Source organism: Serratia sp. OS31, from assembly GCF_014164835.1.
GTDB lineage: Bacteria > Pseudomonadota > Gammaproteobacteria > Enterobacterales > Enterobacteriaceae > Serratia > Serratia liquefaciens_A.
The window spans coordinates 459,805-485,553 of sequence record NZ_JACJFQ010000001.1 but is presented as its reverse complement, the minus strand read 5'-3'; the positions used below and the strand labels follow the sequence as shown (position 1 = coordinate 485,553).

At 52.9% G+C, this 25,749-nt stretch carries 18 protein-coding genes, 1 rRNA gene and 1 pseudogene; 11 read left to right on the top strand and 9 right to left on the bottom strand.

Going from position 1 to position 25,749, the window contains the following annotated elements; all coding sequences use genetic code 11:
- Positions 1–106 (top strand): 5S ribosomal RNA (rrf, locus tag H5P17_RS02325); the annotation flags it as partial.
- A gap of 69 nt (positions 107–175) precedes the next feature.
- On the opposite strand, the pseudogene H5P17_RS26810 reads toward rrf, so the two are convergent.
- The 4 genes and pseudogenes from H5P17_RS26810 to acs all read right to left on the bottom strand — a co-directional run.
- Positions 176–325 (bottom strand): annotated as a pseudogene (locus tag H5P17_RS26810) (molybdopterin-guanine dinucleotide biosynthesis protein B); the annotation flags it as partial.
- 198 nt (positions 326–523) lie between these two features.
- On the bottom strand, positions 524–2,176 hold the full coding sequence (actP, locus tag H5P17_RS02310; protein ID WP_182820986.1) for a cation/acetate symporter ActP: 1,653 nt from the start codon (positions 2,174–2,176) through the stop codon (positions 524–526).
- Positions 2,173–2,484, bottom strand: a complete 312-nt coding sequence (locus tag H5P17_RS02305; RefSeq protein WP_129983717.1) for a DUF485 domain-containing protein — start codon at positions 2,482–2,484, stop codon at positions 2,173–2,175. The genes actP and H5P17_RS02305 overlap by 4 nt, the downstream gene beginning before the upstream one ends.
- Before the next feature lie 92 nt (positions 2,485–2,576).
- Positions 2,577–4,535, bottom strand: coding sequence for an acetate--CoA ligase (acs, locus tag H5P17_RS02300; RefSeq protein ID WP_182820985.1), 1,959 nt, complete (start codon positions 4,533–4,535; stop codon positions 2,577–2,579).
- Between the two features lie 833 nt (positions 4,536–5,368).
- Here acs and gltP point away from each other — a divergent pair.
- Positions 5,369–6,685 carry a glutamate/aspartate:proton symporter GltP gene (gene gltP, locus H5P17_RS02295; RefSeq protein ID WP_182820983.1) on the top strand — a complete coding sequence of 439 codons (1,317 nt, stop codon included), beginning with the start codon at positions 5,369–5,371 and terminating at the stop codon, positions 6,683–6,685.
- A 74-nt stretch (positions 6,686–6,759) separates the two neighbouring features.
- Here the strand turns inward: gltP and actS are convergent, their stop codons facing one another.
- Entirely contained in the window at positions 6,760–7,506 is a 747-nt protein-coding gene (gene actS, locus H5P17_RS02290) for an amidase activator ActS (protein WP_044553911.1), read from the bottom strand.
- A 210-nt stretch (positions 7,507–7,716) separates the two neighbouring features.
- On the opposite strand from actS, the gene H5P17_RS02285 reads away from it, so the two are divergent.
- Positions 7,717–8,340, top strand: a complete 624-nt coding sequence (locus H5P17_RS02285; protein ID WP_044553912.1) for a DUF2238 domain-containing protein — start codon at positions 7,717–7,719, stop codon at positions 8,338–8,340.
- A gap of 79 nt (positions 8,341–8,419) precedes the next feature.
- On the top strand, positions 8,420–9,166 hold the full coding sequence (locus H5P17_RS02280; RefSeq protein WP_044554255.1) for a sulfite exporter TauE/SafE family protein: 747 nt from the start codon (positions 8,420–8,422) through the stop codon (positions 9,164–9,166).
- Between the two features lie 141 nt (positions 9,167–9,307).
- On the opposite strand, the gene torD is transcribed toward H5P17_RS02280, so the two are convergent.
- Genes torD through torC form a run of 3 tightly spaced genes read right to left on the bottom strand, consistent with a single transcriptional unit; the run spans position 9,308 to position 13,672 of the window.
- On the bottom strand, positions 9,308–9,949 hold the full coding sequence (gene torD / locus H5P17_RS02275) for a molecular chaperone TorD (RefSeq protein WP_182820981.1): 642 nt from the start codon (positions 9,947–9,949) through the stop codon (positions 9,308–9,310).
- Between the two features lie 12 nt (positions 9,950–9,961).
- Complete coding sequence (gene torA, locus H5P17_RS02270; protein WP_182820980.1) at positions 9,962–12,496, bottom strand: trimethylamine-N-oxide reductase TorA; 2,535 nt, start codon at positions 12,494–12,496, stop codon at positions 9,962–9,964.
- 12 nt (positions 12,497–12,508) lie between these two features.
- Positions 12,509–13,672, bottom strand: a complete 1,164-nt coding sequence (torC, locus tag H5P17_RS02265) for a pentaheme c-type cytochrome TorC (protein WP_182820978.1) — start codon at positions 13,670–13,672, stop codon at positions 12,509–12,511.
- 134 nt (positions 13,673–13,806) lie between these two features.
- Here torC and torR point away from each other — a divergent pair, with 134 nt between their 5' ends.
- Complete coding sequence (torR, locus tag H5P17_RS02260) at positions 13,807–14,502, top strand: two-component system response regulator TorR (protein WP_182820976.1); 696 nt, start codon at positions 13,807–13,809, stop codon at positions 14,500–14,502.
- On the opposite strand, the gene torT is transcribed toward torR, so the two are convergent.
- A complete protein-coding gene (gene torT / locus H5P17_RS02255; RefSeq protein WP_182820974.1) occupies positions 14,449–15,531 on the bottom strand; it encodes a TMAO reductase system periplasmic protein TorT in 1,083 nt (360 codons plus the stop codon). The genes torR and torT overlap by 54 nt on opposite strands.
- 81 nt (positions 15,532–15,612) lie before the next feature.
- Between torT and torS the strand changes: the two genes are divergently transcribed.
- The 6 genes from torS (at position 15,613) to H5P17_RS02225 (ending at position 25,749) form a co-directional block, all read left to right on the top strand.
- The gene (gene torS, locus H5P17_RS02250; RefSeq protein WP_182820972.1) at positions 15,613–18,354 is read left to right on the top strand and encodes a TMAO reductase system sensor histidine kinase/response regulator TorS; all 2,742 of its coding nucleotides are present in this window, start codon (positions 15,613–15,615) and stop codon (positions 18,352–18,354) included.
- Positions 18,355–19,143: 789 nt separating this feature from the next.
- Positions 19,144–20,793 carry a WG repeat-containing protein gene (locus H5P17_RS02245; RefSeq protein WP_182820970.1) on the top strand — a complete coding sequence of 550 codons (1,650 nt, stop codon included), beginning with the start codon at positions 19,144–19,146 and terminating at the stop codon, positions 20,791–20,793.
- A 698-nt stretch (positions 20,794–21,491) separates the two neighbouring features.
- Positions 21,492–22,358: a ParA family protein gene (locus tag H5P17_RS02240; protein WP_050135289.1), complete on the top strand. Its 867-nt coding sequence runs from the start codon at positions 21,492–21,494 to the stop codon at positions 22,356–22,358.
- Positions 22,355–22,699 carry a hypothetical protein gene (locus H5P17_RS02235; RefSeq protein ID WP_050147526.1) on the top strand — a complete coding sequence of 115 codons (345 nt, stop codon included), beginning with the start codon at positions 22,355–22,357 and terminating at the stop codon, positions 22,697–22,699. Before H5P17_RS02240 ends, H5P17_RS02235 begins: the two co-directional genes overlap by 4 nt.
- Entirely contained in the window at positions 22,692–24,044 is a 1,353-nt protein-coding gene (gene dnaB-PI / locus H5P17_RS02230; protein WP_050135286.1) for an SPI-7-type island replicative DNA helicase, read from the top strand. Before H5P17_RS02235 ends, dnaB-PI begins: the two co-directional genes overlap by 8 nt.
- On the top strand, positions 24,034–25,749 hold the full coding sequence (locus H5P17_RS02225) for a ParB family protein (RefSeq protein ID WP_050135284.1): 1,716 nt from the start codon (positions 24,034–24,036) through the stop codon (positions 25,747–25,749). The genes dnaB-PI and H5P17_RS02225 overlap by 11 nt, the downstream gene beginning before the upstream one ends.

Sequence of the window (25,749 nt, the reverse complement as noted above, 5' to 3'; positions counted from 1 at the left end):
ATAGCGCGGTGGTCCCACCTGACCCCATGCCGAACTCAGAAGTGAAACGCCGTAGCGCCGATGGTAGTGTGGGGTCTCCCCATGCGAGAGTAGGACACTGCCAGGCATCAATTAAGCCAAGAGGCCATCCGCAAGGATGGCCTTTTTGCTATGCGGAAAAGAAAAAATGGCGCAGCTAGGCTGCGCTTTTTAACCAGTCGGCGATAAAGTCAGCAATGCACTCTGGGTCATTAAGGTCCAACAGTCTGGCCTTTCCAGTGATTAACCGATCGCTGGCAACGGCAATAACGAACTCGTCCAGCATATCCTCCAGCGGTTTACCCACCTCTTTAGCGTTGTCATGATTGAAAATTATCGCACTGGCATTATTTGGCGCTTGTATATGCAAATGGGGCGGTGAAGGGAGGCGTTGCTGCGATTGGCTTGACTGCACGAAGCCGAACCTCAGGAGAGTAACAATACTGGCTGTTGCCAGGTGATGAATGAGCGGGCTCAGCATGCTGAACCCGCTCTCTTTTTGATTTTAATTCGAACTGCCCTGGGAAATCCCCAGCCCAGTTTGTGAACGGACAAATTGAGAACGGAAGCGCTCGCGCTCTTGTTGCCCTGCCAAAGAGCTGTCGGTAACCGAGAACAGCCAGGTGCCAACGAAGGCGACAATCATCGAGAACAGCGCCGGATATTCATACGGATAGATGGGTTTCTCGTGCCCCAAAATCTGTACCCAAATCGTCGGGCCGAGGATCATCAGGATCACCGCAGTCAGCAGGCCCAACCAGCCGCCGATCATGGCACCACGGGTCGTCAGACGCGACCAGTACATTGAAAGAATAATGATCGGGAAGTTACAGCTGGCGGCGATAGAGAAAGCCAGCCCGACCATAAAGGCAATATTCTGTTTCTCAAACAAAATCCCCAGAGCTATCGCCACGATACCCAGGATCACCACGGTAATCTTGGAGACGCGCAGTTCATCACGCTCCGTCGCTTTGCCGTTTTTAATCACGCTGGCGTACAAATCGTGAGATACCGCTGAAGCACCCGCCAACGTCAGGCCTGCCACTACGGCCAAAATGGTGGCAAAGGCGACGGCAGAGATAAAGCCGAGGAAGAAGTTGCCGCCCACGGCGTTAGCTAAATGCACCGCCGCCATATTGGTACCACCCAGCAACGCCCCGGTGGCATCTTTGAACGCCGGGTTAGGGCTGACCAACAAGATGGCGCCGAAGCCGATAATAAAGGTCAGGATATAGAAGTAACCGATAAAACCGGTGGCGTAGAACACGCTTTTACGGGCCTCTTTAGCGTCGCTAACGGTAAAGAAACGCATCAGAATATGTGGCAGACCGGCGGTACCGAACATCAGCGCCAGCCCCAGGGAGAGCGCAGAAATAGGGTCGGAGACCAGACCGCCCGGGCTCATGATGGCCAGGCCTTTTGGATGCACCTTCACAGCTTCGGCAAACAGCGTGTTGAAGTCGAAATTGACCGATTTCATCACCATCAACGCCATAAAGCTGGCGCCGGCCAGTAACAGCACCGCTTTGATAATCTGCACCCAGGTGGTGGCCAGCATCCCGCCGAACAAGACGTACAGCACCATCAGAATGCCGACCAGAATGACCGCCACGTGGTAATTGAGGCCGAACAGCAGCTGAATCAACTTGCCGGCACCGACCATTTGGGCAATCAGGTACAGCGCGACCACCACCAGAGAGCCACAGGCGGAGAGCGTGCGGATTGGCTTTTGTTTCAACCGGTAGGAAGCCACGTCGGCAAAGGTGTAACGGCCCAGGTTACGCAGACGTTCCGCGATCAGGAACAAAATGATCGGCCAACCGATCAGGAAACCGATGGAGTAAATCAGTCCGTCATAGCCCGAGGTATATACCAGGGCGGAAATGCCCAGGAAAGAGGCCGCTGACATAAAGTCGCCGGCAATCGCCAGACCGTTTTGCAGACCGGTAATTTTCCCACCGGCGGTGTAATAGTCCTGACGTGAACGGGTGCGTTTAGAGGCCCAATAGGTGATATACAGCGTGGCGCCAACAAACAGGATGAACATCACGATGGCCTGAATGTTCAACGGTTGGCGCTTCACTTCACCACCAATGGCATCGGCAAAGGCCAGGCCCGGTAGCATCAGCAGAGCGGCGGCGGACAGTAAACGCTTCATTTCTTCACCTCACGCAGGATTTCTGCAGTCAGGCGATCGAATTCGCCGTTGGCGCGGAATACGTAGATCCCGGTGAGTACAAAAGAGATCACGATCAGGCCAACGCCTACCGGGATCCCGCGGGTAATGGTCGATCCTTCAGCGATCGGGGTACCCAACCACTGAGGATCGAAAGCGATCAATAAAATAAAGCCAACGTAGAGCGCCAGTGTAATCAGCGAGAGCAGCCAGGCAAATCGGCTACGTTTTCGCACCAGCTCGATAAAGCGCGGGTTTTCCTCAATCCCTTGATAAATGGTGTCATTCATCAGAGTGTCTCCAGTAGGTATTGAACGAATGCGCCGCGCTTGAAGCCGATCATGGGGTTATCTTCCCGCCGATCGGCCAGAGGCGGCGTAAATTATGACGGCACTTTCATTGATTGTTTTTCTTCCAACAGCTTGTCGACTACGGCCGGATCCGCCAGCGTTGAGGTATCCCCCAGGTTGCTGGTATCGCCGGCGGCAATTTTGCGCAAGATACGGCGCATGATCTTGCCGGAGCGCGTTTTGGGCAGGGAATCTGTCCAGTGCAGCACGTCCGGAGTAGCGATCGGCCCTATTTCTTTGCGTACCCAGTTACGGACTTCGGTATAAAGCTCAGGCGAAGGTTCCTCACCGTGATTGAGCGTGATATAGGCGTAAATTGCCTGGCCTTTAATGTTATGTGGAATGCCGACTACCGCCGCTTCGGCGATTTTCGGGTGAGAGACCAGAGCGGATTCGATTTCAGCGGTGCCCAGGCGGTGGCCGGATACGTTCAGTACGTCGTCGACGCGGCCGGTGATCCAGTAGTACCCATCTTCGTCACGGCGCGCGCCGTCACCGCTGAAATACATGCCTTTAAAGGTGGAAAAGTAGGTTTGCTCGAAGCGATCGTGATCGCCGAACAGGGTTCGCGCCTGGCCAGGCCAGGAGTCGGTGATCACCAGGTTACCTTCGCAGGCCCCTTCTTGCGGCGTGCCGACATTATCGACCAGCGCCGGCTGCACGCCGAAGAACGGACGCGTTGCCGAACCGGCTTTCAGCTCGGTGGCACCCGGCAGCGGGGTGATCATAAAGCCGCCGGTTTCGGTCTGCCACCAGGTGTCAACGATGGGGCATTTGCCGTTGCCGATTTTATTGTAATACCACTCCCAGGCTTCCGGGTTGATTGGCTCACCCACCGATCCCATGATGCGCAGCGAGTCGCGTTTAGTGCCTTCGATCGCTTTGTCGCCTTCAGCCATCAGGGCGCGAATGGCGGTTGGGGCGGTGTACAGAATATTGACCTGATGCTTGTCGATCACCTGTGACAGACGGTTGACGCCAGGGTAGTTGGGCACGCCCTCAAACATCAGGGTAATGGCGCCGCAGGCCAGCGGGCCATACAGCAAATAGCTGTGTCCCGTGACCCAACCCACGTCGGCGGTACACCAATAGACGTCGCCATCGTGATAATCGAATACGTACTTAAAAGTCATGGCGGCGTAGACCAGATAGCCACCGGTGGTATGCAGCACGCCTTTGGGTTTGCCGGTTGACCCGGAGGTATAAAGGATAAACAGCGGATCTTCCGCATTCATCTCTTCCGGCGGGCAGTCGGCTGAGACGCCTTCGGTCAGCTCATGCCACCACAGATCGCGGCCTTCCTGCCAGTAACCCGGTTTGCCGGTGCGCTTAAACACCACAACGTTGGTGACGCTTTTCACCCCAGGATTCTTCAGCGCATCATCGACGTTTTTCTTCAAGGGTACAGAACGTCCGGCACGCAGGCCTTCGTCAGCGGTAATAACCAGTTTTGAGTTGGAGTCGATAATTCGCCCGGCGACCGCTTCCGGCGAGAAACCGCCAAAGATAACCGAATGCACGGCCCCGATGCGGGCGCAGGCCAGCATGGCCACAGCGGCTTCCGGCACCATCGGCATATAGATAGCCACGACGTCGCCTTTTTTAACGCCCAGCTTTTTCAGCACGTTGGCGAACTGGCAGACATCGTGGTGCAGTTGTTTGTAGGTCACCTTTTTTGACTGGGTGGGATCATCACCTTCCCAGATGATGGCGGTTTGGTCACCACGTTCGGCCAGATGGCGATCGAGGCAGTTGGCCGCTAGGTTAAGGGTACCGTCTTCAAACCAGCGAATGCTGATATGGCCCGGATCAAAAGAGGTGTTTTTCACCCGGCTATAAGGCTTTATCCAGTCGAGGATTTTTCCCTGTTCGCCCCAGAACGTTTCTGGGTCTTGCACAGATTGTTGATAATATTGTTGATATTGTGTCGGGCTGATCAGGGCGTGTTCTGCAATTGCAGAAGGAATAGCGTGTTTATGCACTTGGCTCATAGCTTTTCTCCTTGAAGTTGTTAATGATATGTCAACTGAAGGTTAAGTATAGTTTGCTCCGATTCTTTGTTTCTTTTTTGCGCGGCAGATCACGCAACGAAGATATTGATTTGTAATAGTTCTGCCCCATTTGTGTTGAGCATCTATCTGCTTGGCGGGAAAAAACGCTCAGATACTAAGTTTTCGCCAGAAAACACTATCTAAAGAACTAAAAAGAATAACCAATCCGACAATAAACCCGATTTTTATTGCCATTTTTTAATATAAAACACCACCGTTTAAATCTCGGTTAAATCCTTTTGGAACATAGTTCCCTTTTGATATTCGATGTGGATATTAATAGCCCGGTGGTCAGTCATCGGTGTTAATAAGGGAATAACTTGAGAATTATCCTAATAAATAGACGATAAAATGAGGCTGTTGGACGCTCTGCTATTTTCATTTTTAAAACCTTATCGCAACAAAATATAAACATTCTCGATGGACTAAATATGCAAGATTAGCGAGAATAAACGCACTTTCATCCGATTAAAAAAGCAAAGTATGAGGTGGTTTCGTGATGTATCTCGCATAAAATTATGCTTTTAATAACAACCAATTATGTTTGGTGAAATTAAATACTAAATTCATTGGTGATTATATTTTGCACAAATGGCCGATAAAACAAGGCTTGCAGAGCATGCCTTCCAGATGGTACAGATTTAAATAGCGTCACACTAAGGGCAGGTGAGCGCTTCGTTGTCATCAACATAAGCCTGTATTAAATGATTAAGTATTCTTTTCGGCGCATTGTTTTAAATACGCGGAAAAGAGTCTTTGAGGACTTTTTGGGTATGAAAAGTGTAAAAATCAGTCTTGCTTGGCAAATCCTGATCGCGTTGGTACTGGGTATTATCGTTGGGGCCGTGCTCCATAATCAGACGGAATCACGGGAGTGGTTAGTCAGCAATATTCTTAGCCCGGCGGGAGATATATTTATTCGCCTGATTAAGATGATTGTTGTGCCGATCGTTATTTCTACACTGGTTGTCGGTATCGCCGGGGTGGGAGATGCGAAAAAGCTGGGTCGGCTCGGATTGAAAACCATTATTTACTTTGAAGTGATCACCACCGTTGCCATCGTGGTGGGGCTGACGCTGGCTAATGTTTTTCAACCCGGTCACGGCATCGACATGTCGACGCTGACCGCAGTCGATATCTCGCAGTATGAGAAAACCACGGAGCAGGTGCAAAGTGGGTCGCACAGCCTGGTTGCTACGGTTCTGTCGTTGATCCCGTCGAACATTTTCGCTTCGATGGCGAAGGGCGACATGTTGCCGATTATCTTCTTCTCGGTACTCTTTGGTCTGGGCCTGTCGTCATTGCCGAAAGAAACCAAAGAACCGCTGCTGAAGGTGTTTAAAGCCGTTTCCGAAAGCATGTTCAAAGTTACTCATATGATCATGCGCTATGCGCCGATCGGGGTATTTGGTCTGATCTCAGTGACGGTCGCCAACTTTGGTTTCGCCTCGCTGTTGCCTTTGGCCAAGCTGGTGGTGCTGGTGTACTTCGCTATCGCCTTCTTCGCTTTGGTGGTACTGGGCGCTGTTGCTCGCATCTGCAATCTGCGTATCTGGACGTTGATTCGTATTTTAAAGGATGAACTGATCCTGGCCTTCTCCACTGCCAGTTCAGAAACGGTGCTGCCGCGTATCATCGAAAAAATGGAAGCCTATGGTGCACCGAAAGCGATCACCAGTTTTGTGGTGCCTACGGGGTACTCCTTCAATCTGGACGGCTCAACGCTGTATCAGAGCATCGCCGCCATCTTTATTGCGCAGCTGTACGGCATTGAACTGTCCCTGGGGCAGGAGATTGTCCTGGTGGTGACGCTGATGCTGACTTCGAAGGGCATTGCCGGCGTGCCGGGCGTTTCCTTTGTGGTGCTGTTGGCCACGCTGGGCAGCGTCGGGATCCCGCTGGAAGGTCTGGCGTTTATCGCCGGGGTTGACCGTATTCTGGATATGGCACGTACCGCGCTGAACGTGGTGGGCAATGCGCTGGCGGTACTGGTGGTTGCAAAATGGGAGCACCAGTTCGACAGCAAAAAAGCACGGGCTTACGAGCAAGCTTTCTTGTCCGGCAAGGTAAAGCAGGTCAACGAGTCTTAACGGCACTTGGCTGGATATGAAAAACCCGCCTTGAGCGGGTTTTTTCGTCCATTTTTTCCTTTACCGATGCAGGATCAGCAGGACGGTGCGGAACCCTGCGGCGGCAAGAAGCGCAGCGGATCCAGGGCGGTGGCACGATAGCGGATTTGGAAGTGCAACATGACTTTATCGGTGCCGGTGCTGCCCATGGTGGCAATTTTTTGCCCGGCTTTCACTTCCTGCGCATTACGCACCAGCAAGGTATTGTTGTGGGCGTAGGCGCTGATGTAATCATCATTGTGCTTTATCATAATCAGATTGCCATAGCCCCGCAGCTGGTTACCCACGTACACCACTCGCCCTTTGGCTGCGGCAAATACCGGCTGCCCGCGGTTACCGGCGATATCAATGCCTTTATTGCCGCCGTCGGCGGTAGAATATTTACTGACGATATTGCCCTGGGTTGGCCAGCGCCAGCATTTGATGCTGCTGCGGATCGGCGGTGTCACGGCTGCAATTTGGCCCGTTGATTTAGTTTTGCGCGTTTTGCCTTTCTTCGCTGTCGTATTGTTTAACGCCAGCGTTTGACCAATTTCCAGATTGTAAGGCTTGGGGATCTTGTTGCGACGCGCAAGTTCGCTGACTTCGCTATTGGTGATCCAGGCTATATAAAACAGGGTATCACCGCGTTTGACGGTATAGGTATTGCCGCTATAGCTGCCTCTGGCCAGGCTATCGTAGTCGCGGTCATAGGTGTTCGCCTTCTTAGAGCCACAGCCCAGCAACGCAAGACTGACTACGCACACGGCAATCAGCCGCCATACAGCGAATGTGCTTCCCATACTCAAATATCGTCCTTAAACGTCGTCGCTCTTAGTAGTTATGCTGCCAGATGGTGCCTGTGCGGGAGCATAGTGATCTTCGTATAGTAACATCAACGGCTATGTGGTCAAAAAAGCTGCCTGGCGGCTTTGCCGAACGGCGAAGTATGCCGCCTTTATTTTGCCACTGTATAATAATGCGATAACTTTCACCGCTTTGGTAACTTCAGCATGTCCCTCTTGTCTGCCCGTTATTTATTACCCACCGCAGCTTTGTTGCTGATTGCACTGCTGATTTACAGCGGCGTGTATCCTTATGACCGAATGACCTGGCTGATGGAAGTCATGCCGGTTGTGATAGCGCTGGTTGTTTTGTGGCTGACCCGGCGTCGCTATCCGCTAACCCCCTTGTTGTATCAGCTGATTTTTCTCCATGCGTTAATTTTGATTTTTGGCGGCATGTATAGCTATGCGCGCGTGCCTGCCGGGTTTTACGTGCAGGAGTTATTGGGATTGGGGCGCAACCCCTACGATAAGCTCGGGCATTTTTTCCAGGGGCTGGTGCCTGCGCTGGTGGCGCGGGAAATTCTGCTGCGTGGGGATTATGTCCGAGGCCGGAAAATGTTGGGTTTCGTGGTGTGCTGCATTGCGTTGGCTATCAGCGCGGTTTATGAACTGATCGAATGGTGGGCCGCATTGGCATTAGGGCAGGGGGCCGATGAGTTTCTGGGAACACAGGGCGACCCATGGGATACCCAGTCTGACATGTTCTGTGCCCTGTTGGGGGCAGCATGTGGGCTGTTGCTGCTTGGCCGTCGACAGGATCGGCAACTTGCTGGTTTAAGCGCGAAATAGCGTTCCTCCGTTTATCTACTAAAGTATTAGGTTTTAGCCTGCAGCTCGCTTCAGGGGAATGGACTAGGCGGAAATGGATATGCAAGAAACCCTAACGCTCTCAAGCTATCTGGTACTGGCCGCCACCTTGCTGGTGGCCTATGTCATTTTCGGTATTGCCGGCTTTGGCTCGGCGTTAGTCGCCAGTCCGGTGATGGCGCTTTATATTCCGGTGGCGAAAATTGTTCCTTTGCTGGCGCTGCTGGACATGTGCGCGGCCATTGTTAACGTCAGCCGCGATGGTCGCAATGCGCAATGGGGAGAATTAAAGCGGCTGATCCCGGTGATGATTATCGGCAGCTTACTGGGCGCGGCGATCCTGCTGAAAACCAGGCCGGATATCCTCTTGCTGGCGTTGGGCATTTTTGTGGTGTTCTATGCTCTCTATTCACTAAGCGGTTTAAAACCCGATCGGCAATTTTCGCCCAGGGCTTCGGTGCCTTTTGGCCTGGTGGGCGGGATTTTCAGTGCATTATTCGGCAGCGGCGGCTTTATCTATGCCATCTATCTCAGCGGTCGTATTGAGAAAAAAGAGGCTTTCCGGATAACTCAAACCACACTTATCGGGATGAGTACGCTGACGCGGGTGGTTATTTTCACCTTTGCCGGTGTTTATCTGGACGTTGATTTATTGCTACTGGCGTTGGTGCTGCTGCCGGGTATGTTGGTGGGGATTACCCTGGGGCGTCATTTCACTTTGAAAATGTCACGTGAGCAATTCCTGAAGCTAATCAATGTGATTTTGTTAGCCTCGGGTACCATGCTGATGGTTAAGTATTTCAGTTGAGCATGAGTGGCGGAATGCCTTCGGCCATGCCAGCAAGCTTTGCTTCGATCCCAATTGAGCGACGCTCGTGGGCGTAGCCACTTATTCCGGCATCCTCGCAGGCGCGCTTGGCCCTCAGGTTATGAGGGCCAAGCCGGTGATTTATGGCATGGGCATGCCGGCATCGAGGCGCATCAACGCTAGCAGTAAGCCGCTGAGTGCGGCATAGAAGCCAAACTTGTCGTAACTGAGGCAGCGCTGATTAAACTCCGGCAGCCAACTCAGACAGTGAATCAAGGCTTCGCTTCGCAGTTCAAGCAACTCCCTGCGTTCATCCCCCGCTTCCGTTAATGCAAAATTCAGGTGGCTCAACAGCTCGACAACCAGGGCTAAATGATCTTCCGGTTCGCCAAAGGAACTCTCCACCACCATGCCCGATTGTGCCAACAGCGCTTTCATCTGCGTGCTGGGTTCCTGCTTAAAGCGCGTAGATGCCAACTGATAACAAGAGGAATAGGGTAACGCGGCGGATTTCTCCGTCATCAGGAACAGCCCGGCGAAGTCGGCGGCCAATTCCAGCTGGGCGTCGGGCCGCCGTTGGAGTGCCGTAACGGTTTGTCTGAACCGGGTTACCGGCGCTGTCAGCTCCGGCAGCGGCTCAAGTATTGCCAACCATGCGGTGAGTTCAGGGCTGGTCAGTTCTGCAATTTGCACGTCGCTAAGCTCACGGGCGAAACTGCCGGATAACCAGGCATAGAGGCAAGCATAATGCGGGTGTCCCAGCGCTGAAACATGATCTTCCATGGAACTTCCTCCTCACTGCGCCACGTTTGCCGGCGTCATCGGCACATAGTCGCATTGCGCAACCATTTCCAATGGGCCATTAAACGCGGTAACAGGTTCAATTTTGCCAGTAAAGCGCTCAATCTCAACCAGTGCCGTATGGGCGCTGGTCGCCTGAGCCAGTTCGGAGGAGCCGATATCCAGCGTCAGCACATTCGGATTGCCATATTTGCACAGGCTACCCGCCACGCCGCCGCGTTCAGGATCGTACCAGGCACCTTCATGGATGCGGATCACTCCCGGCGCATAACGATCGGAAACCACTGCGCCGGCCAAGACCTGTCCACGGGTATTAAACACCCGTACAACATCACCATTATTGATGCCGCGAGCATTTGCGTCCTGCGGGCTGATAAATACCGGTTCCTTACCCGCGACGCTGTACTGTGCACGAAGGGTTTCAGATTCGCACAGCTGGGAGTGCAGCCGGAAATCGGGATGCACCGACTGCAAATGCAGTGGGTAGCGCGTTGAAAGCGGCCCGCCGTGTGAACGTTCCGCCTTCTCAAACCACATAGGGTAGCCTCGGCAGTTTTTATAATTCATATCGGCAATGCTCTTTGAGTAAATCTCGATCAGGCCGCTTGGGGTGCCTAAAGGCTCCAGATCCGGGTCTTGACGAAACGCCTGGTGACGCACGAACATTTCGGGGTGTTGGAACTCGACGTAGCCGTCACCATCCCAAAACTCATCGAAGGCAGGCAAAGTCACGCCGCGCCCTTTGCCCTGGCGCGCGCCGTCCTGATAAATGCGTTTGAGCCAACCCATTTCATCCAGGCCTTCGGTGAAATCACGTTCGCGATCGAACAGTTTGCAAAGTTCGCGCAGGATATCGAAGTCATTGCGTGCCTCAAACTGTGGCGGTACCAGTTGTTTCATCGCGATAATGCCGCGATTGGAGTGGTTGCCAAACTGATCGAGATCGTTGCGTTCGAATTGTGTGGTAGCAGGCAGAACGATATCGGCAAAACGGCAGGTTGAGGTCCACTGATTATCAATAGAAATGACGGTTTCCAGCTTCTGCCAGCCGGTAATCATCCGGTTAACCTGCTGATGGCGATGGAACGGGTTGGTGCCAGCAAATACGCACATTTTCAGCATCGGCAGCTTGACGCGTTTGCCATTCCAATCGATCTCCATGCCCGGTTCCAGCATGGCATCGATAAAGCGCGCGATCGGAATGGTGCTGCTGTAACCTTTAAAATCCCCCTTGGCATGGCGAGCTGGCGTGGTGGTTGAGCCGGAAAAACCGCTCAGGATCACCCCTTTTCGGCTCGGTGTCCCCGCGCCGTTATAGTGCCAACCAAAGCCAAAGCCGCCGCCAGGTAAGCCTATTTGGCCCAACATGGCCGCCAGCACTACCGTCATCCACGCCCATTGTTCGCCGTGTTGCATGCGTTGTACGCACCAGCCGGCAATGATTTGCGTACGGTTGGCGGCCATTTGGCGCGCCAATGCCTGGATGATTTCGGCATCGACGCCACACAGTGCCGACGCCCATTGGGCATCTTTGGGCTGGCCGTCCGTTTGGCCCAGCAAATAAGGGAGGAATTGCTCGAAGCCAACGCAATAGGTTTTGAGGAAGTGGGTATCGTGCAGATTTTCGCTGTACAGCGTGTGCGCCAGTGCTAACTGTAAGGGCACGTCTGTTTGCGGGTTCAGAGCAATGTGCTGCACATGCTCGCGGCCCAAAAACGCATGGGTAGATGACACCACAGGGTCAATGCTGACGACGTTGATTTCGCCTTTGGCCACCTTGGCTTTTAGTTCGGCGTAATATTCATAAACATCATGATCCGGACACCACCAGTTGGCCTGCTGGTTTTTCACCAGATCCGATCCCCAAAGCACCAGAGTTTTGCTGTGTTGCAGCACCAGCGGCCAGGACGTTTGCTGTTCATACACTTCCATTGAACCCACCACCCGCGGCAAAATCACCTGGGCGGCGCCCGTTGAGTAGTCGCCGCCGGTACCGACGGAATCTCCGTGCAGGGCCAGCGCCCGAGCCAGCATGCCGGCGGCATTGTGGAACATGCCGGTCGATTGCCAACCGGTGCCGGATAGCAGAGCCGACGGGCCGTAGGTGTTCTGCACCCGCTCAAGCTCTTGATAGAACAGGTTCAGTGCTTCATCCCAACTTACCCGCACAAAACGGTTGTCGCCGCGCTGCGTGGTATCACTCAAATGGCGTTTACGCATCCAGTCAATTCGTACCATCGGATAGCGGATACGTGCCGTGCCATGGACGTGATCGGGCAAGCCCGCAATCATTTTTGAGGGATGTTTATCCATTTCGAAGGGTTTGGCAGCGACAAACCGCCCGTCTACCACGGTGGCGCGGATGGCTCCCCAATGGGAACCGGTCAGGATGCCTTCTTGTAACCCTCCCTGGGCCAGGGCATTTTTCGGCACTAACAGCGAAGGACCTATCATGCCAATGGCCGTTAAGCCACCAAGCTGGGCCAGAAAACGACGGCGGGACAAGCTGACGTTCTGTGATGATTTCATGTGCATTCTCCCTTAGTGCTTCTGGTCTGCGCCGCCGGTATCGGAAGCATTCATCTGCAAATATTTCAGCAGGGTGCGTTCTTCCCGCTTATCCAGGCTGGTAAAGCCCACCATGCCGTTTAGCGTGCCGATCCAGCCGTTGGCGTCAAAGTGCGCAATGTCCGGGGCACCGTGGCACTGGTTACAGGCGCCGGTGTACAGCGCGCTGGTGTAGGCCCAAATCGGTTTGATATCGTTGACCAGGTCACCTTTTTGCACCCAGGCGGTGGTTTGCAGTTTGCTCCACTCCGTGCCGGTGGTGGCTACCGTAGTTTTTTCTAGCGTTTGGGCGTGCTTTTGCACTTCATCGCGAATGGAAGAAACAAAAATGCGTTTGCCAGGCAGCAGCGAAAGCACGCGCTGGCGTCCCTCGGTTTCTGTCCAACCCACGATTTGCACTTCAAGCCAGTCGCCGTCACGTTTGACGACCTTAACTTCCGAAGCCGGCAGCAGAGAGCCCGCCGGTTCTTTATCACCTTTGGCCGCGTAGATAGGCTTCATGTCCAGCGTATACAGTGTGTTGCCGTCACTGTTTTCGTTGGCGTGCAGGCGCATATCTTCAAATTGCTTGCGGAAACCGCTGCTCATGTCCGGCAACTGGTGGGCAATACCCTTGTGGCAATCGACGCAGGACTGATTGTCTTTCGCCGCAATGCTCATCTGTTTGGCCGCTTCCGGGTGCTGCTTGCTGTGCTCCATGGCCTCGTAGTTATGGCAAGAACGGCAGCCGACAGAGTTGTTGTCTTTCATGCGCTTCCATTCGCGCTTGGCCAGTTCGGCGCGTTTCGCTTCGAATTTCTCAGGCGTATCAATCGAATGGGCAATAAAGTTTTGGTAGAGATCGTTGGCTGCTTCCAGCTTGCGCCACAGCATGCCTGGAACGTCCGGTGGGATATGGCAGTCCCGGCATTCCGCGCGTACGCCGGATGCATTTTTGAAGTGAATGGACTGTTGGTATTCTTGATAGACCGGCTGCATCGCATGACAGCTGACGCAGAATTCCGTATTGCTGGTGATCTTAATGCCGGTATGCGGCACGATGATGAGGGCCAACCCGATAATGCAACCGATCCCTAACAGTGCCAGCACTGACCACCTGGCGCTGGGCCGGGTCAGTTTTCGCCAAAGTTTGCTCATAAATAAACCTTCTCGTTATTATGGGTACTCCTTTGGTAGGATATTGAGTAAATATGAACGGGGTCACCGGTCTGGATGAATGGAATAAGTCAGAATATGAATGGATATGAACAGGCTGGGGCGAGCGTGAAATCATGAGCCATCACATTGTTATCGTTGAGGACGATCCGGTTACCCAGGCGCGCTTACGTGATTATTTTGTTCATGAGGGCTACCAGGTTTCTGTGGCAGAAAGCGGGGCGGGGCTGAAGGAAGTTATGCTGCTTCAGCCGGTGGATCTGGTGCTGCTGGACATCAACCTGCCCAATGAAAATGGCTTGTTGCTGACCCGATCCCTGCGTGAACGTTCAAACGTCGGCATTATTCTTGTGACTGGCCGTTGCGAGCAAATTGATCGGATTGTAGGGCTGGAAATGGGGGCGGATGACTATGTCACTAAACCCCTCGAGTTGCGTGAGCTGGTGGTGCGGGTCAAAAACCTCCTTTGGCGTATCGATCTGGCTAGAACGCCCGCAAGGCAAGGGCAACAGGAAAACTGCTATCTGTTCGCCGGGTATTGTCTTAATCCTTCCAGGCATACGCTGGAATGCGAGGGGGAGCCGATTCGCCTGACACGAGCCGAATACGAAATGCTGCTGGCATTTATCACCAACCCGGGCACGGTGTTGAGCCGCGAACGGCTGCTGCGCATGTTGTCATCTCACCGTGTTGACCAGCCTGATCTTCGTACTGTGGATGTCCTGATCCGCCGGTTGAGAAACAAATTGAGCCACGAGTTATTTGTCACCCGGCATGGCGAGGGTTACTTTCTGGCGGCTGACGTTAGCTGAAGGGAGCAGGTACACCGGGCGAAAACCCAGGGGAGAAAGGGATAACTTTACCTTCTCAGGGGTGATATTCGCCGGCGTCAGCACCAGAATTTGCGGGCTGATGTTCATGTCCACGTGTTGATGCTGCAAGGCTCGTATGGCTTGATCGACGGCCAGCTCGCCCTGTAGCGCCATTTGGTCACTGGCTGCCACGATAATTCTGCCCCGTTTCAGTCCCCGGTATACCTGATGAGACAGGTAAAAAGAGACAATTTCCAAGGGATGGCGGCGGTTGCGTGCTTCTCCCATAGCGACCTGAGCGGCGATGGCATTCCCGGCAATCAGGTTGATTTCAGGGTGTTTTTCCAGCATGTCCTGTAATAGGTTACGCTGTATTTCTACGTCGTTATCGCCATAAACCACATCGACGATCTTGATCGAACTTCCTTCCACCGCGGTGCGAAACCCGTCAACCATTGCCTGGCTGCCACCGGCATCCTTTGGCCCTGGCATCAGCAGCACATGGAGTGAAGGGGGAGGGGGATGTTCGGCCAGATATCGGCCAGGTTGGTAGCCCATTTGAAACCAGGGCACGCCCACCCGGGCTTTGGCCGCCGCAAAATTCAGTTCATTCACTACGGCAATCACCGGCGTGTCGCCAACGGAGGCCGCCAGGTCGGGAAATTGAGCCAGGCTGCTGCCAAGCAAAATTGCATCGGCCCCCCATTGGCGACAGAGCGTTAATTGCTCGCGTTGGGTTTCAAGCTGCGAATAGCCACCGGCTTCAAATATCTTCAACTGCACGTTAGTCCGCTGGGCTTCACGGATCATGCCGTAATTGATGGAGAGCCAGTAAGCGTCCTTCAGGCTGGGGTAGAGGGCGCATAATTTCCAACGGCGTTCCACCTGCAATACCGGCATGGCGGCCACCGGCTCTGATTGCCGCTCGTTTAGCCAACGCACCAGAGGGGCTTGCGACACAGCCAATGCCGAGCAGGTTATCGCGCCGCAGAAAAACGGCAGAAGAAAACGGAAAATCGCGCTGCGCATAATAGCCTCATAATTAATAAGCCTTTATGCTAGAGGTTTCGTCACTGATAAAACAACTTTAATTTCATCATCAGGATATCTATGGGGCACCCTTCATTAACGCAGCGACTTTGGTTGGCTTTTCTGCTGATGGCAGGGCTAGCACTGATCAGTTCGCTGATAGGTTGGTTGGGTTTTCGTTTTATGGGCGAGGTCGAACAAAACCACACCCGGTCAGTGATCCCGACGATGAATTTGGCCCGGCAACTCAGTGAGGCCAGCGCATACGAATTGTTTTCCGCCCAAAGTTTGACCAATGCCGACACCCAGGCCGATTGGATGGCACAAGGGAAAATGCTCACGGTGCAAAGTTTACGTATCAACCGGCTTTTGGAGCGCTTGCGCAGCCAAGGGTTTGATACGGCGGCAATAGAGCAGCAGGAGTCCGACATTACGCGCAGTTTAGGCCTGCAGGGTGAATTGGTTGGCCAGCGCCTGGCGCTGCGCAAACAGCAGCGCGATCTTTCCCGTGAAATTATGGATGCGGCAGCCCGCATTGCCGAGTTGGCCAAAGGGCAGTTAAACAATGCGGCAACGGCCGCAGGCGTTACGCAGGCAGGGATTTACGATTTGATTGAGCAGCATCGCAGTCAGGCCGCGGAGCAGGCGTTAGATCGCCTGATTGATATCGATTATGAATATCAAAATCAAATGGCTGAGCTGCGGCTCAATGCGATACAAATTGAGCATCTGATTTTACTGCTGGAGAAGGAATTGGCCGAGCGCGCGCCGGCAGAATTAATCTCCCGTATCGGCAACTACGTTCGTATTCTCCAGCGCAGGCAGGAGCGAGTTGAAGATCCACTCACAGGCGAAAAGATAGCGCGTGAATTACAGACCCTGGCACGTTATCAACAGCTTGCGGCACTGTATCAGCGGGAAAGGGATCTCCGCGCGCAGCTTCAGGCGCTGTCGCAAGACAACCTGGATATGTTTACTCGCTTCAGTACTGAAATCAGCCGTCAGGTCGGCGATATCGAACTGCGCAATACTCAGGCGTTAGAGGCACTTCGGCAGGCTCGGGAAACGGGAAAGTTCTGGCTGATTGCCTTGAGTTTGTTCTCGTTGGTGGCGCTGTCGCTGATCCTGTGGCGCGTGGTTTGGCGTTCGGTGACGTTGCCCCTGGCAAAGCAAACAGCCGCTCTGCAAAGGTTATTGGAGGGCGATCTCAACACGCCATTTCCGGCGACTTCCGGTGTGCGAGAGTTAAATACCATGGGGCAGTTGATGGAGGCTTTTCGCGCCAATGCCTATGCCTTACAAAACCAGCGCCAAGACCTGGTGGAGCAGGTCGAATTACGTACCGCCGAGTTGGAAGCCATGGTGATGGAGCACCACCAGGCTCGGGCTGAGGCGGAAAGGGCCAACCGGGCTAAGTCCGCCTTTTTGGCCGCGATGAGCCATGAAATTCGCACTCCGCTGCACGGCATTCTGGGTACGGCTCAACTGTTATCAGAGCAACCGTTGTCGATAAAGAATATCTCCTACGTTCAGGCGATTAATGATTCCGGTGAAAGCCTGCTGGCGATCCTCAACGATATTTTGGATTACTCTGCGCTCGAGGCGGGTAAGGGCAGCGTTACGCTCAACGAAGAGGCGTACGATCCGCGCCAGTTATTGGCGAGTATCGTACAGTTGATGTCCGGGCGGCCCCGCCATCGTGAGGTCACGTTAAAGCTCGTTTGTGTCGACGAGTTGCCGCAATGGCTAAATGGCGATCCGAGGCGCATTCGCCAAATTGTGATGAACCTGCTGGCCAATGCTCTGCGTTTTACCGAGCGAGGCCAGGTGGAGGTTCGCTGCCATAGCGACGGGCAGCGCTGGCAAATTGACGTTGCAGACACGGGGTGTGGCATTGCTGGTGAAGCGCTAGCGCAGATTTTTAAACCCTTTGTGCAACTGACGACAAAGCGTGGCGGTACCGGACTTGGGCTGGCGATCAGTCGGGGGTTGGCGGAGGCGCTGCAGGGGAGCTTAAGCGTGACCAGCACGCCGGGAAGCGGCAGCTGTTTTTCACTGAGTCTGCCGCTGGTTATCGCAGCTACGCCGATACAGCATCGGGCCGAAGAGCGAACGAGTCTCTCCGGTTACCGTCTGCTGCTGGTGGAGGACAATCTTGTCACCCAGCGTATTACCGCCGAAATGTTGCTGTCTTGCCATGCCCTGGTGGAGGTGGTGGATGATGGCCAAAGCGCACTGAACACATTGGCGGCTGATGGCGCATTCAGCGGCGTGCTGGTGGATTTGGACCTGCCGGATATGGACGGTGTGACGCTCTCCGTGCAGATTGCCGCGCTTCGGCCAGGGTTGCCCCTTATCGGTTTCAGTGCCCATGCCGTCGATGAAGCCTTAAGACTGAAGGCCGGCCAGGTCTTTTGCGGATTAATACAAAAACCCATTGCGTGCGAGGCATTAAGTCGACTGATTGAGCACTATTTAACGGCGGAAAGGGGCGCGATGCCACTCGCTCCCTCTTTGGATCTCGTTCAGCTAACGCAGGATATGGCGCTGTTCGGTAAAGAGAAAATCAGCGAGTGGCGAGACCTGTTCGCAGAACATGCCTTGTCATGGGTGACAGAGCTTGAACAGGCCAGCGAAGCCGGGGATGAGCGCAGGGTTGCGCATTTGGCACATAAACTAAAAAGCAGCTGTGCCAGTTTGGGCATGCAGCATGCGGTTGAGGCCTGTTCCGAGCTGGAGCAGACACCGAATAAGCAGATTCCATTACGCCAAACAGTAATGGATGAGTTACAGCAGCTTTCGGCCTGGCTCGATGCGGAATAAGGTTGTGGGGTGAAGAGTCTTATCCAAGAATGCATAATGTATATCTATAAGTGTGGGTGATTAGATGGGGGGTGTGAATATATTTTGTTAATTTTTAGTAATGATCTGTATAGGCTAACTGAAGGTTAAACTTTCGGCCAAAATTCTATTTCATACCTGATATCTACTGGAGGCTGTGGTGGGGTTTAGAATGGGTCGGATAATACAGAGGATTCACCACGCTTGCAGAAATACTATTGATAATTGGCAGAATCTGTAAGCAAGGAACGGTTAAATAGCTGTTTCCCGCCAATATGAACAATAGCTATTTGTGCTAACTGATGTTGATAAAGATGAATGTATTACAAAGAATTAAATATTTCAACTATTTGAATATTATGGTAATTACTGTGAATTTAAAAAGGTGGTGTATTAGGTTCGAACAGCCGATGATAGTGTGTTTTTGGATCATCATATCTGCGAAGCGTTTTTCCGCCAAAATCTTACGTATCCAGAACCCTGAGTGGTAGTCGGAAAAGTTAATAAATAACCGATTAGCCATATACACTGGGTTCACCGTTTTATCGCAAGTTTCAAACCGGCCCTGAAGCCCTGAATAAGGCGCCAAACTGTGAGTGTTCGGTAGCTATCAGAATATTTTTATCTCATTTCGGATTTCCCTTGTATCTATTCTTTTTTAGCTGCTTTATTAATAACAATCAGGCGGCAAATTATGAATGACCATAGCGCCTTTTCCCCAGGCGAGATTAATTCGCCACATTAATATTTTACAAGGACTATTTCAACGACATGAATCGTCACCTTTCCCCCCGTTTGTTATTTGTTGCCAGCCTGACCGTGCTGCTCAGTGCCTGCTACTCCGATGGCCAGTCCGCCGTTCAAACGCAACAATCGAAAGTCCCTGCTCCGCAACCATTTAACAGCGCCATATGCGTCAACGACAATTGTGCCATGATAGACCAGACGGCTGCGTTGCTGGTGCCATTTGAGAGCGATCTGTTCGACGCCTATGCCTCATTCCTCATGAACGACACCATGCTGCTGCAGATGGACAACACATGGCAGTTGGTCGACGTCAAGACTATGACGTCGATCAAGATACTGGGTGAGAACATATATGACCTTGCCCCCGGTTACTTCGCCTTCACCCAGGACGGCAAGGTCGGGGCCATGGACTATCACGGCAACGAAGTGCAACCCGCGCGCTTCGACGATATGTTTTCCGTCCGCGACGGCCAGTTCATTGGCTATGATTTGAACGGCAAGGTTGGCATGCTCGACGCTCACGGCAAGCACCTCACCGACGCGGTATATGACACCTTGACTGTACGGCAGGATTTCTCCAAACGTGGAGGCCTCGTCATCGGCACGCGTGGAAAGCAGTACTGGATCATTAACCTCAAAGACGGTTCGCAGAAAAAGGTTGCCTACAGTGAAATAGGTGAGATGCAGGACGGCCATATGGTAGTGACTTCGCCCGACTTCACGAACAAAGGGCTTATCGATGCCAGTGGTACACTCACCATACCTGCCAAGTACAACCGGTTAGGCATACCCAGCGAAGGCCTGGTGAGCTTTCACGAAAAGTACGGCAGCTCCTGCGGTTACATGGATTACACCGGCAAGGTGGTGATCGAGCCACGCTTTGCCGACTGCATGCCTTTCAGCAAGAAAGGTGCGTTCGCCAAGGCCAGCAAAGGTGTCAACGGGGACAGCTCAAAATATGGTGTGATCGATCGTAGCGGCGCATGGATAATGCAACCCACCTATGACTACGTGCACGAGGCAGGCCTCGACATGCTGGGCATGATTAACCATGTTCCAGGCTATGCCTCAGTGTTCAAGGAAGAGTCGACGTTTTCGTACACCGCTGGCATCTATGACCTGAACAAAGGTCGTGAGTTGGTGCCCACCACTTACAAGCAGGTGGGTATGCTTACGCCGGATCGTTTCGTGTTCAGCGGTGCAGATACGCCGATGATCACCGTGACCATGTTGGGTCAGAGTGACTCGATTCCAGCCGTCGGCGTAATGGATGCCGCTGGCAAAGTGCTGGCTAGGCCGGAGCACTTCATCAACATCAAACTCGATGAGAAAGGGCACTACTTGCACGCGAGTGAAGGCCTGGACAGGAAGAGTCACGTAGCGTTATTGAACCTGGATGGTAAGCAACTGATCGCCCCCGAGTGGCAGGAGCTCGTTATTGACAGAGATCGCAATGTTGTCTTTGGGTACGACAGTGTTGGCGAAGGAGACCGCGCCGTGAGAATGCTGCGTGCCGCCTACGACCTTCAGGGCAGGCCACTGTTCGCCATCAAGCATACCTCTTGTGGTGCGGAACAGCTGGTAGCCGGCAACGGCAAAGTTATCTGGCCAGTCGATCCTACGCCTTATTGCCCGGTGGCGGAAACACAGGAGCAGGCTTCGAAGGCAGACTGAGCCCACGCGAGGTAGCTCTGCGTGGGAGCTTGGCGGTACTGGTGCCGGGTAACATCGATTGTTCAACCGGCACCCGCTTAAACGTCCACGGGAATTTTGATCAGCGGCCCTCTCTTTTCAGGCTCTTTTCTAATTGCACCTGCGCAAGCGGCTTGATGTGAGTAGAGGTTGATTGAGTTGGGGCGAGTAAAGATATCGTAGATGCGTTGATTTCAGCGGAATTAGAATGCAAAAACGGACCTCCGTGGAGGTCCGTTAATATGAATCCGGTGCCTGGACTCGGACAACCGGCCTTGTGCCGGATTGAACAACGCTTTAGCGTTGGCCCGCAGGGTGAGGCCCCTGGCCGAATAATCGAACTTGTTCGATGAAGAGTCCTGCCCGAGAAAGCAAAAAACCCGCCATAGGCGGGTTCTTCTAAATAGGGTGCCCGGACTCGGACAACCGGCCTTGCGCCGGATTGAACAACGCTTTAGCGTTGGCCCGCAGGGTGAGGCCTCTGGCCGAATAATCGAATTTGTTCGATGAAGAGTCCTATCCCAGAAAGCAAAAAACCCGCCATAGGCGGGTTCTTCTAAATATGGTGCCCGGACTCGGAATCGAACCAAGGACACGGGGATTTTCAATCCCCGTGTTGAAAACGGGTAAAGTTTCACCGTTTTTTGCCATTACTCGAATGACAAATTCGGGTAATCAATATGCATGTAATTTCAATCATTTCCACCAAAGGCGGCGAAGGTAAATCGACCCACGCAGCCAATCTCAGCGGCTTCTGTGCAGATGCTGGTCTCAAGACTCTGCTGATCGACGGTGACTACGCTCAACCGACCGCCTCCAGTTATTATCACCTGCAGTATGAAGCCCCCTACGGTCTGTATGAATTGTTAATGCAGACGGCTGATCTTAATCAACCCCAACAGCTTATTTCTCGCACCAGTATCACTAACCTTGACCTGATTGTTTCTAACGATCCCCATGAGCAACTCAAAACGGCCATGATGCACGCGCCCGATGGTCGTTTTCGGCTGCGCAATCTACTGCAGCACGCTCTGTTTACCGACTATGACGTGATTATTATTGATTCACAGGGTGCCCGATCCATCATGCTTGAGCTGGTCATGCTGGCAACGAACCATACGGCGCTCGCCATGATAAAACCGGTGGTACCTGATGTGCGCGAGTTCTTACGCGGCACTATCCCACTGATGGAAGGGCTATTGCCTTATAAAGACTTTGGTATCGCATTGCCCCCGGTGAAGATCCTGGTGAATTGCATGGATTACACCATTCTGGCAAAGAAAGCGCTGACAGCGATAACGCAGATTATTGACGAAGGGACATACAGTTCCACGGGTATCCCGGTCAGTATGCTGGCAACGCAGATCTATGACTTGGACGTTTATAAACTGGGACACAGTTTGTCTCAGCCAGCACACAGACTGGAGTATGAAACTGATCGTAAAACCCCGCCTGCAGCACAATCTATATGTGATCTGGCTTGTGAGCTTTTCCCTGAGTGGAAACCAAAGTTTGATGATGTGCTTGCTCGGGAGATCCGCGTATGAATCGTATTCAAATTTGGCGTGCGGTCGCTTATTCCACTGATACCTATAAGGGACACGATGAGCTTCATGTGTTCGTCGATGCGCCTGATTACGAAACAGCCAAAAGTCGGATTTATGAGCGCCTGGTTGATGAATGGGATCTGGCGCGGGGTTTCATCGATTTTTACAACGTGTGGAGTGAGTCGGAGCTTCGTGATATGGCCGTAGGCCCGCAAACACCGATTGGACTTCCGTTGTTGGAGTCTGGTGCGAGTTATGATCGGGAGCCCTTGATCCTGGTCGCTTCTTCCCGGCTCCGTGATGTTCTGGAATGCGCGTTGCGGGAGGTACGCCATGCGTAATACTGAACAACAACGGGTTCTGCCGCATTCATTGGAAGCCGAGCAGTCTGTCCTGGGTGGCTTGATGCTGGAGAATGACCGTTGGGACGAGATTGCACCGATCCTGATGGCAGACAGCTTTTACTCACGGCCTCATCAGACGATATTTTCAGCCATGCAGGCGTTGCTTGGCCGCAATATGCCCATTGATCTCATCACATTATCAGAAGAGCTTGAGCGTGTTGGGCAGCTTGATACTGTCGGGGGTTTTGCCTATCTGGCCGAACTGTCCAAGAACACGCCAAGCGCCGCCAATATTGTGGCCTATGCACACTATGTCTCGACCGGTAAGCAAAAACGCCAGTTACTGGCGTTGGGGCATGATCTGGCCGGACAGGCCGAGGATGCCCGTACTGATGTGGCGGAACTGCTGGAAGAGGCAGAGCAACGTCTTTTCAATATCGCGGGTCTACAGGCGTCCGGTAAGCCGTTTGATCTCATTTCCTCGCTGGAGACCTATCTTGGCCGTCTTGAACTGCGTTGCAGCAGCGAAGACCTGATCACCGGTACCCCGACGCCTTTTGAGCAACTCAACGGGATGACCAGTGGATTTCAAGACAGTGATCTGATCCTGCTAGCAGCACGTCCCTCTATGGGAAAAACCGCGCTGGCTCTGGGTTTATGTGAAGGTGCTCTTGAGACCCGGAAAGACAAGCCGGTGCAGATTTACAGCCTGGAGATGCCCATCGATCAGTTGTTATCACGATTTATTGCCATGCTGGGACGTGTCCCTTTGCAGTGTCTGCGCAACGGTAATCTGGGCGATGAGGAGTGGGCCAGAATAGCGGAGGCAAACGCAATTCTCATGGAGTGGAAAGGTCGTCTGTTCATTGATGACGACAGCTTTATGACACCGTCAATGCTGCGTTCTCGGGTACGTAAAAACGTACGGAAATACGGGCATCCGTCGCTGATCCTGTTGGACTATCTGCAGTTGATGCGTTGCCCTGGTCAGGAAAACCGGACACAGGAAATTGCCGAGATTTCGCGTTCTCTGAAGGCACTGGCGAAAGAGATCGGTTGCCCTGTTGTTGCTCTTTCACAGCTTAACCGGGCTCTTGAAAACCGGCCAGATAAACGTCCCAACAACGGTGACTTGCGGGATTCTGGGGCTTTAGAGCAGGATGCCGATGTGATCATGTTTATCTACCGTGATGAAGTTTACGACGAACACAGCCCAGATAAAGGCATTGCCGAGCTGATTATCGGCAAGCAGCGCAATGGTCCCATTGGCACGGTAAAAGTGAAGTTCCAGCCTGAAATCACCCGATTTGAAGATTTTACGGGAGGCCGCTATGACTTCTAAAAAAGAGCAGACGTTGGGTGAACAGTTGTTGCAGCGGGGACGTTCACCCGCGTCCGGCACAGTGGCCATCTTGCCGGTCAGTGAGATGGCAATGGTCTTAACGTTGGATCAATTGCGGCCTAACCCGGATAACCCACGCACCACCCGCAATCCCAAGTATGACGATATCAAGGCGTCTATCCTGGCGCGTGGGCTGGATTCGGTGCCAAAAGTCACAAAGGACCCCGACAGCGCCGACGATGTGTATATCTTCAGTGATGGAGGGAATACACGCTATACGATCCTGGTGGAGCTATGGGAAGAGACCCTAGATGAGCGTTTCCGTCGTATTCAGTGCATTTTCAAGCCGTGGCCGGGGCGGTTGAAGTGTGTTATCGGGCATTTGGCTGAAAATGATGTTCGGGGTGATTTGCTGTTTATAGAAAAAGCGTTGGGTATCGCCAAGGCGAAGTGTATTTACGAAGAGCAAATTGGAAAGAAAATCTCTCAGCGAGAGCTGGAGTTATTTTTGCGTACTGAAGGCTACCCTATTACCCAGTCAAATATCAGCAGGATGGAATACACCCTTGAAAATTTATACCCGTATATGCCCACTCTGCTCAATTCGGGAATGGGTAGAATCCAAGTTATTCAGCTTATATCTTTACGTACGGCAGCACAAAAGGCCTGGAGCGAATTCAGTGTAAATATTGATGTAGTTAAACCGTTTAATGAAGTATTCGGTGGGGTTTGCCACACCCTGGATGATCCCGACCATTACACTCTGGAAACGTTCAAAGACGAATTGATCGCCGCTTTACTCCTGGCGATGCCCAGTCCGGAGATCACGTATGACCGCTGGTTAATCGAACTCGACCCGAAAGAGCAGAATCGCCGGAAACTCTTCGGTGAACCCGCCCCTCTACCACAACATATCATCAATGCAGATAGAGGCACCGAGACAAAAGGTGAGGGAACAATCCCTGTTGGTACGCCGGTGTCTTCGCCTGATGTTCCTCCCAATGATGATAGTCATATTAAAGAAGAATTCCCGGCTGTACGTCGCGAGCCCGATGCTGTTATTTCTCTGCAGGATGTGAAGCCGTCAGTACCGGTTGATGCCGATCCCGGCAAGCAGCGCAAGGAAGAGGAACAGCCTGATTTGTATGGCTTGCCAAATGCGTCTCGGGAGTCAACGTTACCAGTGACTTTCCCACTTTCAACCTCAGCCGATGCTGTACGGCAAGATCAGCAAAAGGATGACCTTTCTCATGTGCTGGAAAGCGCCACCTTGGACTCTTCGGTTTCATTCGCCAATACCGGGTTAGAGCCGGTGACGGATATCTGGCACATCTCCGCCCTGCAGGACGATATTGAGCATTTGCAGGATGCCGCTTTTCGTCTGGCATTTGAGCTGGCAGAAGTGCTTGAGGCCGAGCAGGAACTCTGTGAAGACAACGCGATGGGGTCGGCGGGATATCGCCTGCAGGTAAGTGCGCACCAGGCCTCCCCGATAACACGGTTGCTGGCAGGATTGTCTGGTGATGCTGCGGTTTCACTGTCTGCGCTTGAACTGACCACTATCGTCATCGGTGCTGAACAACCGGCAGACTGGCCGTTACTCGATGATGTGCAGATGGTGAAGTTTTTACGGTTAATACGTGTGATACGGCGTCTGCGTGAGATCCAACGCCAGTTACAGCCGCACCAGGATGGGGAGGAATAA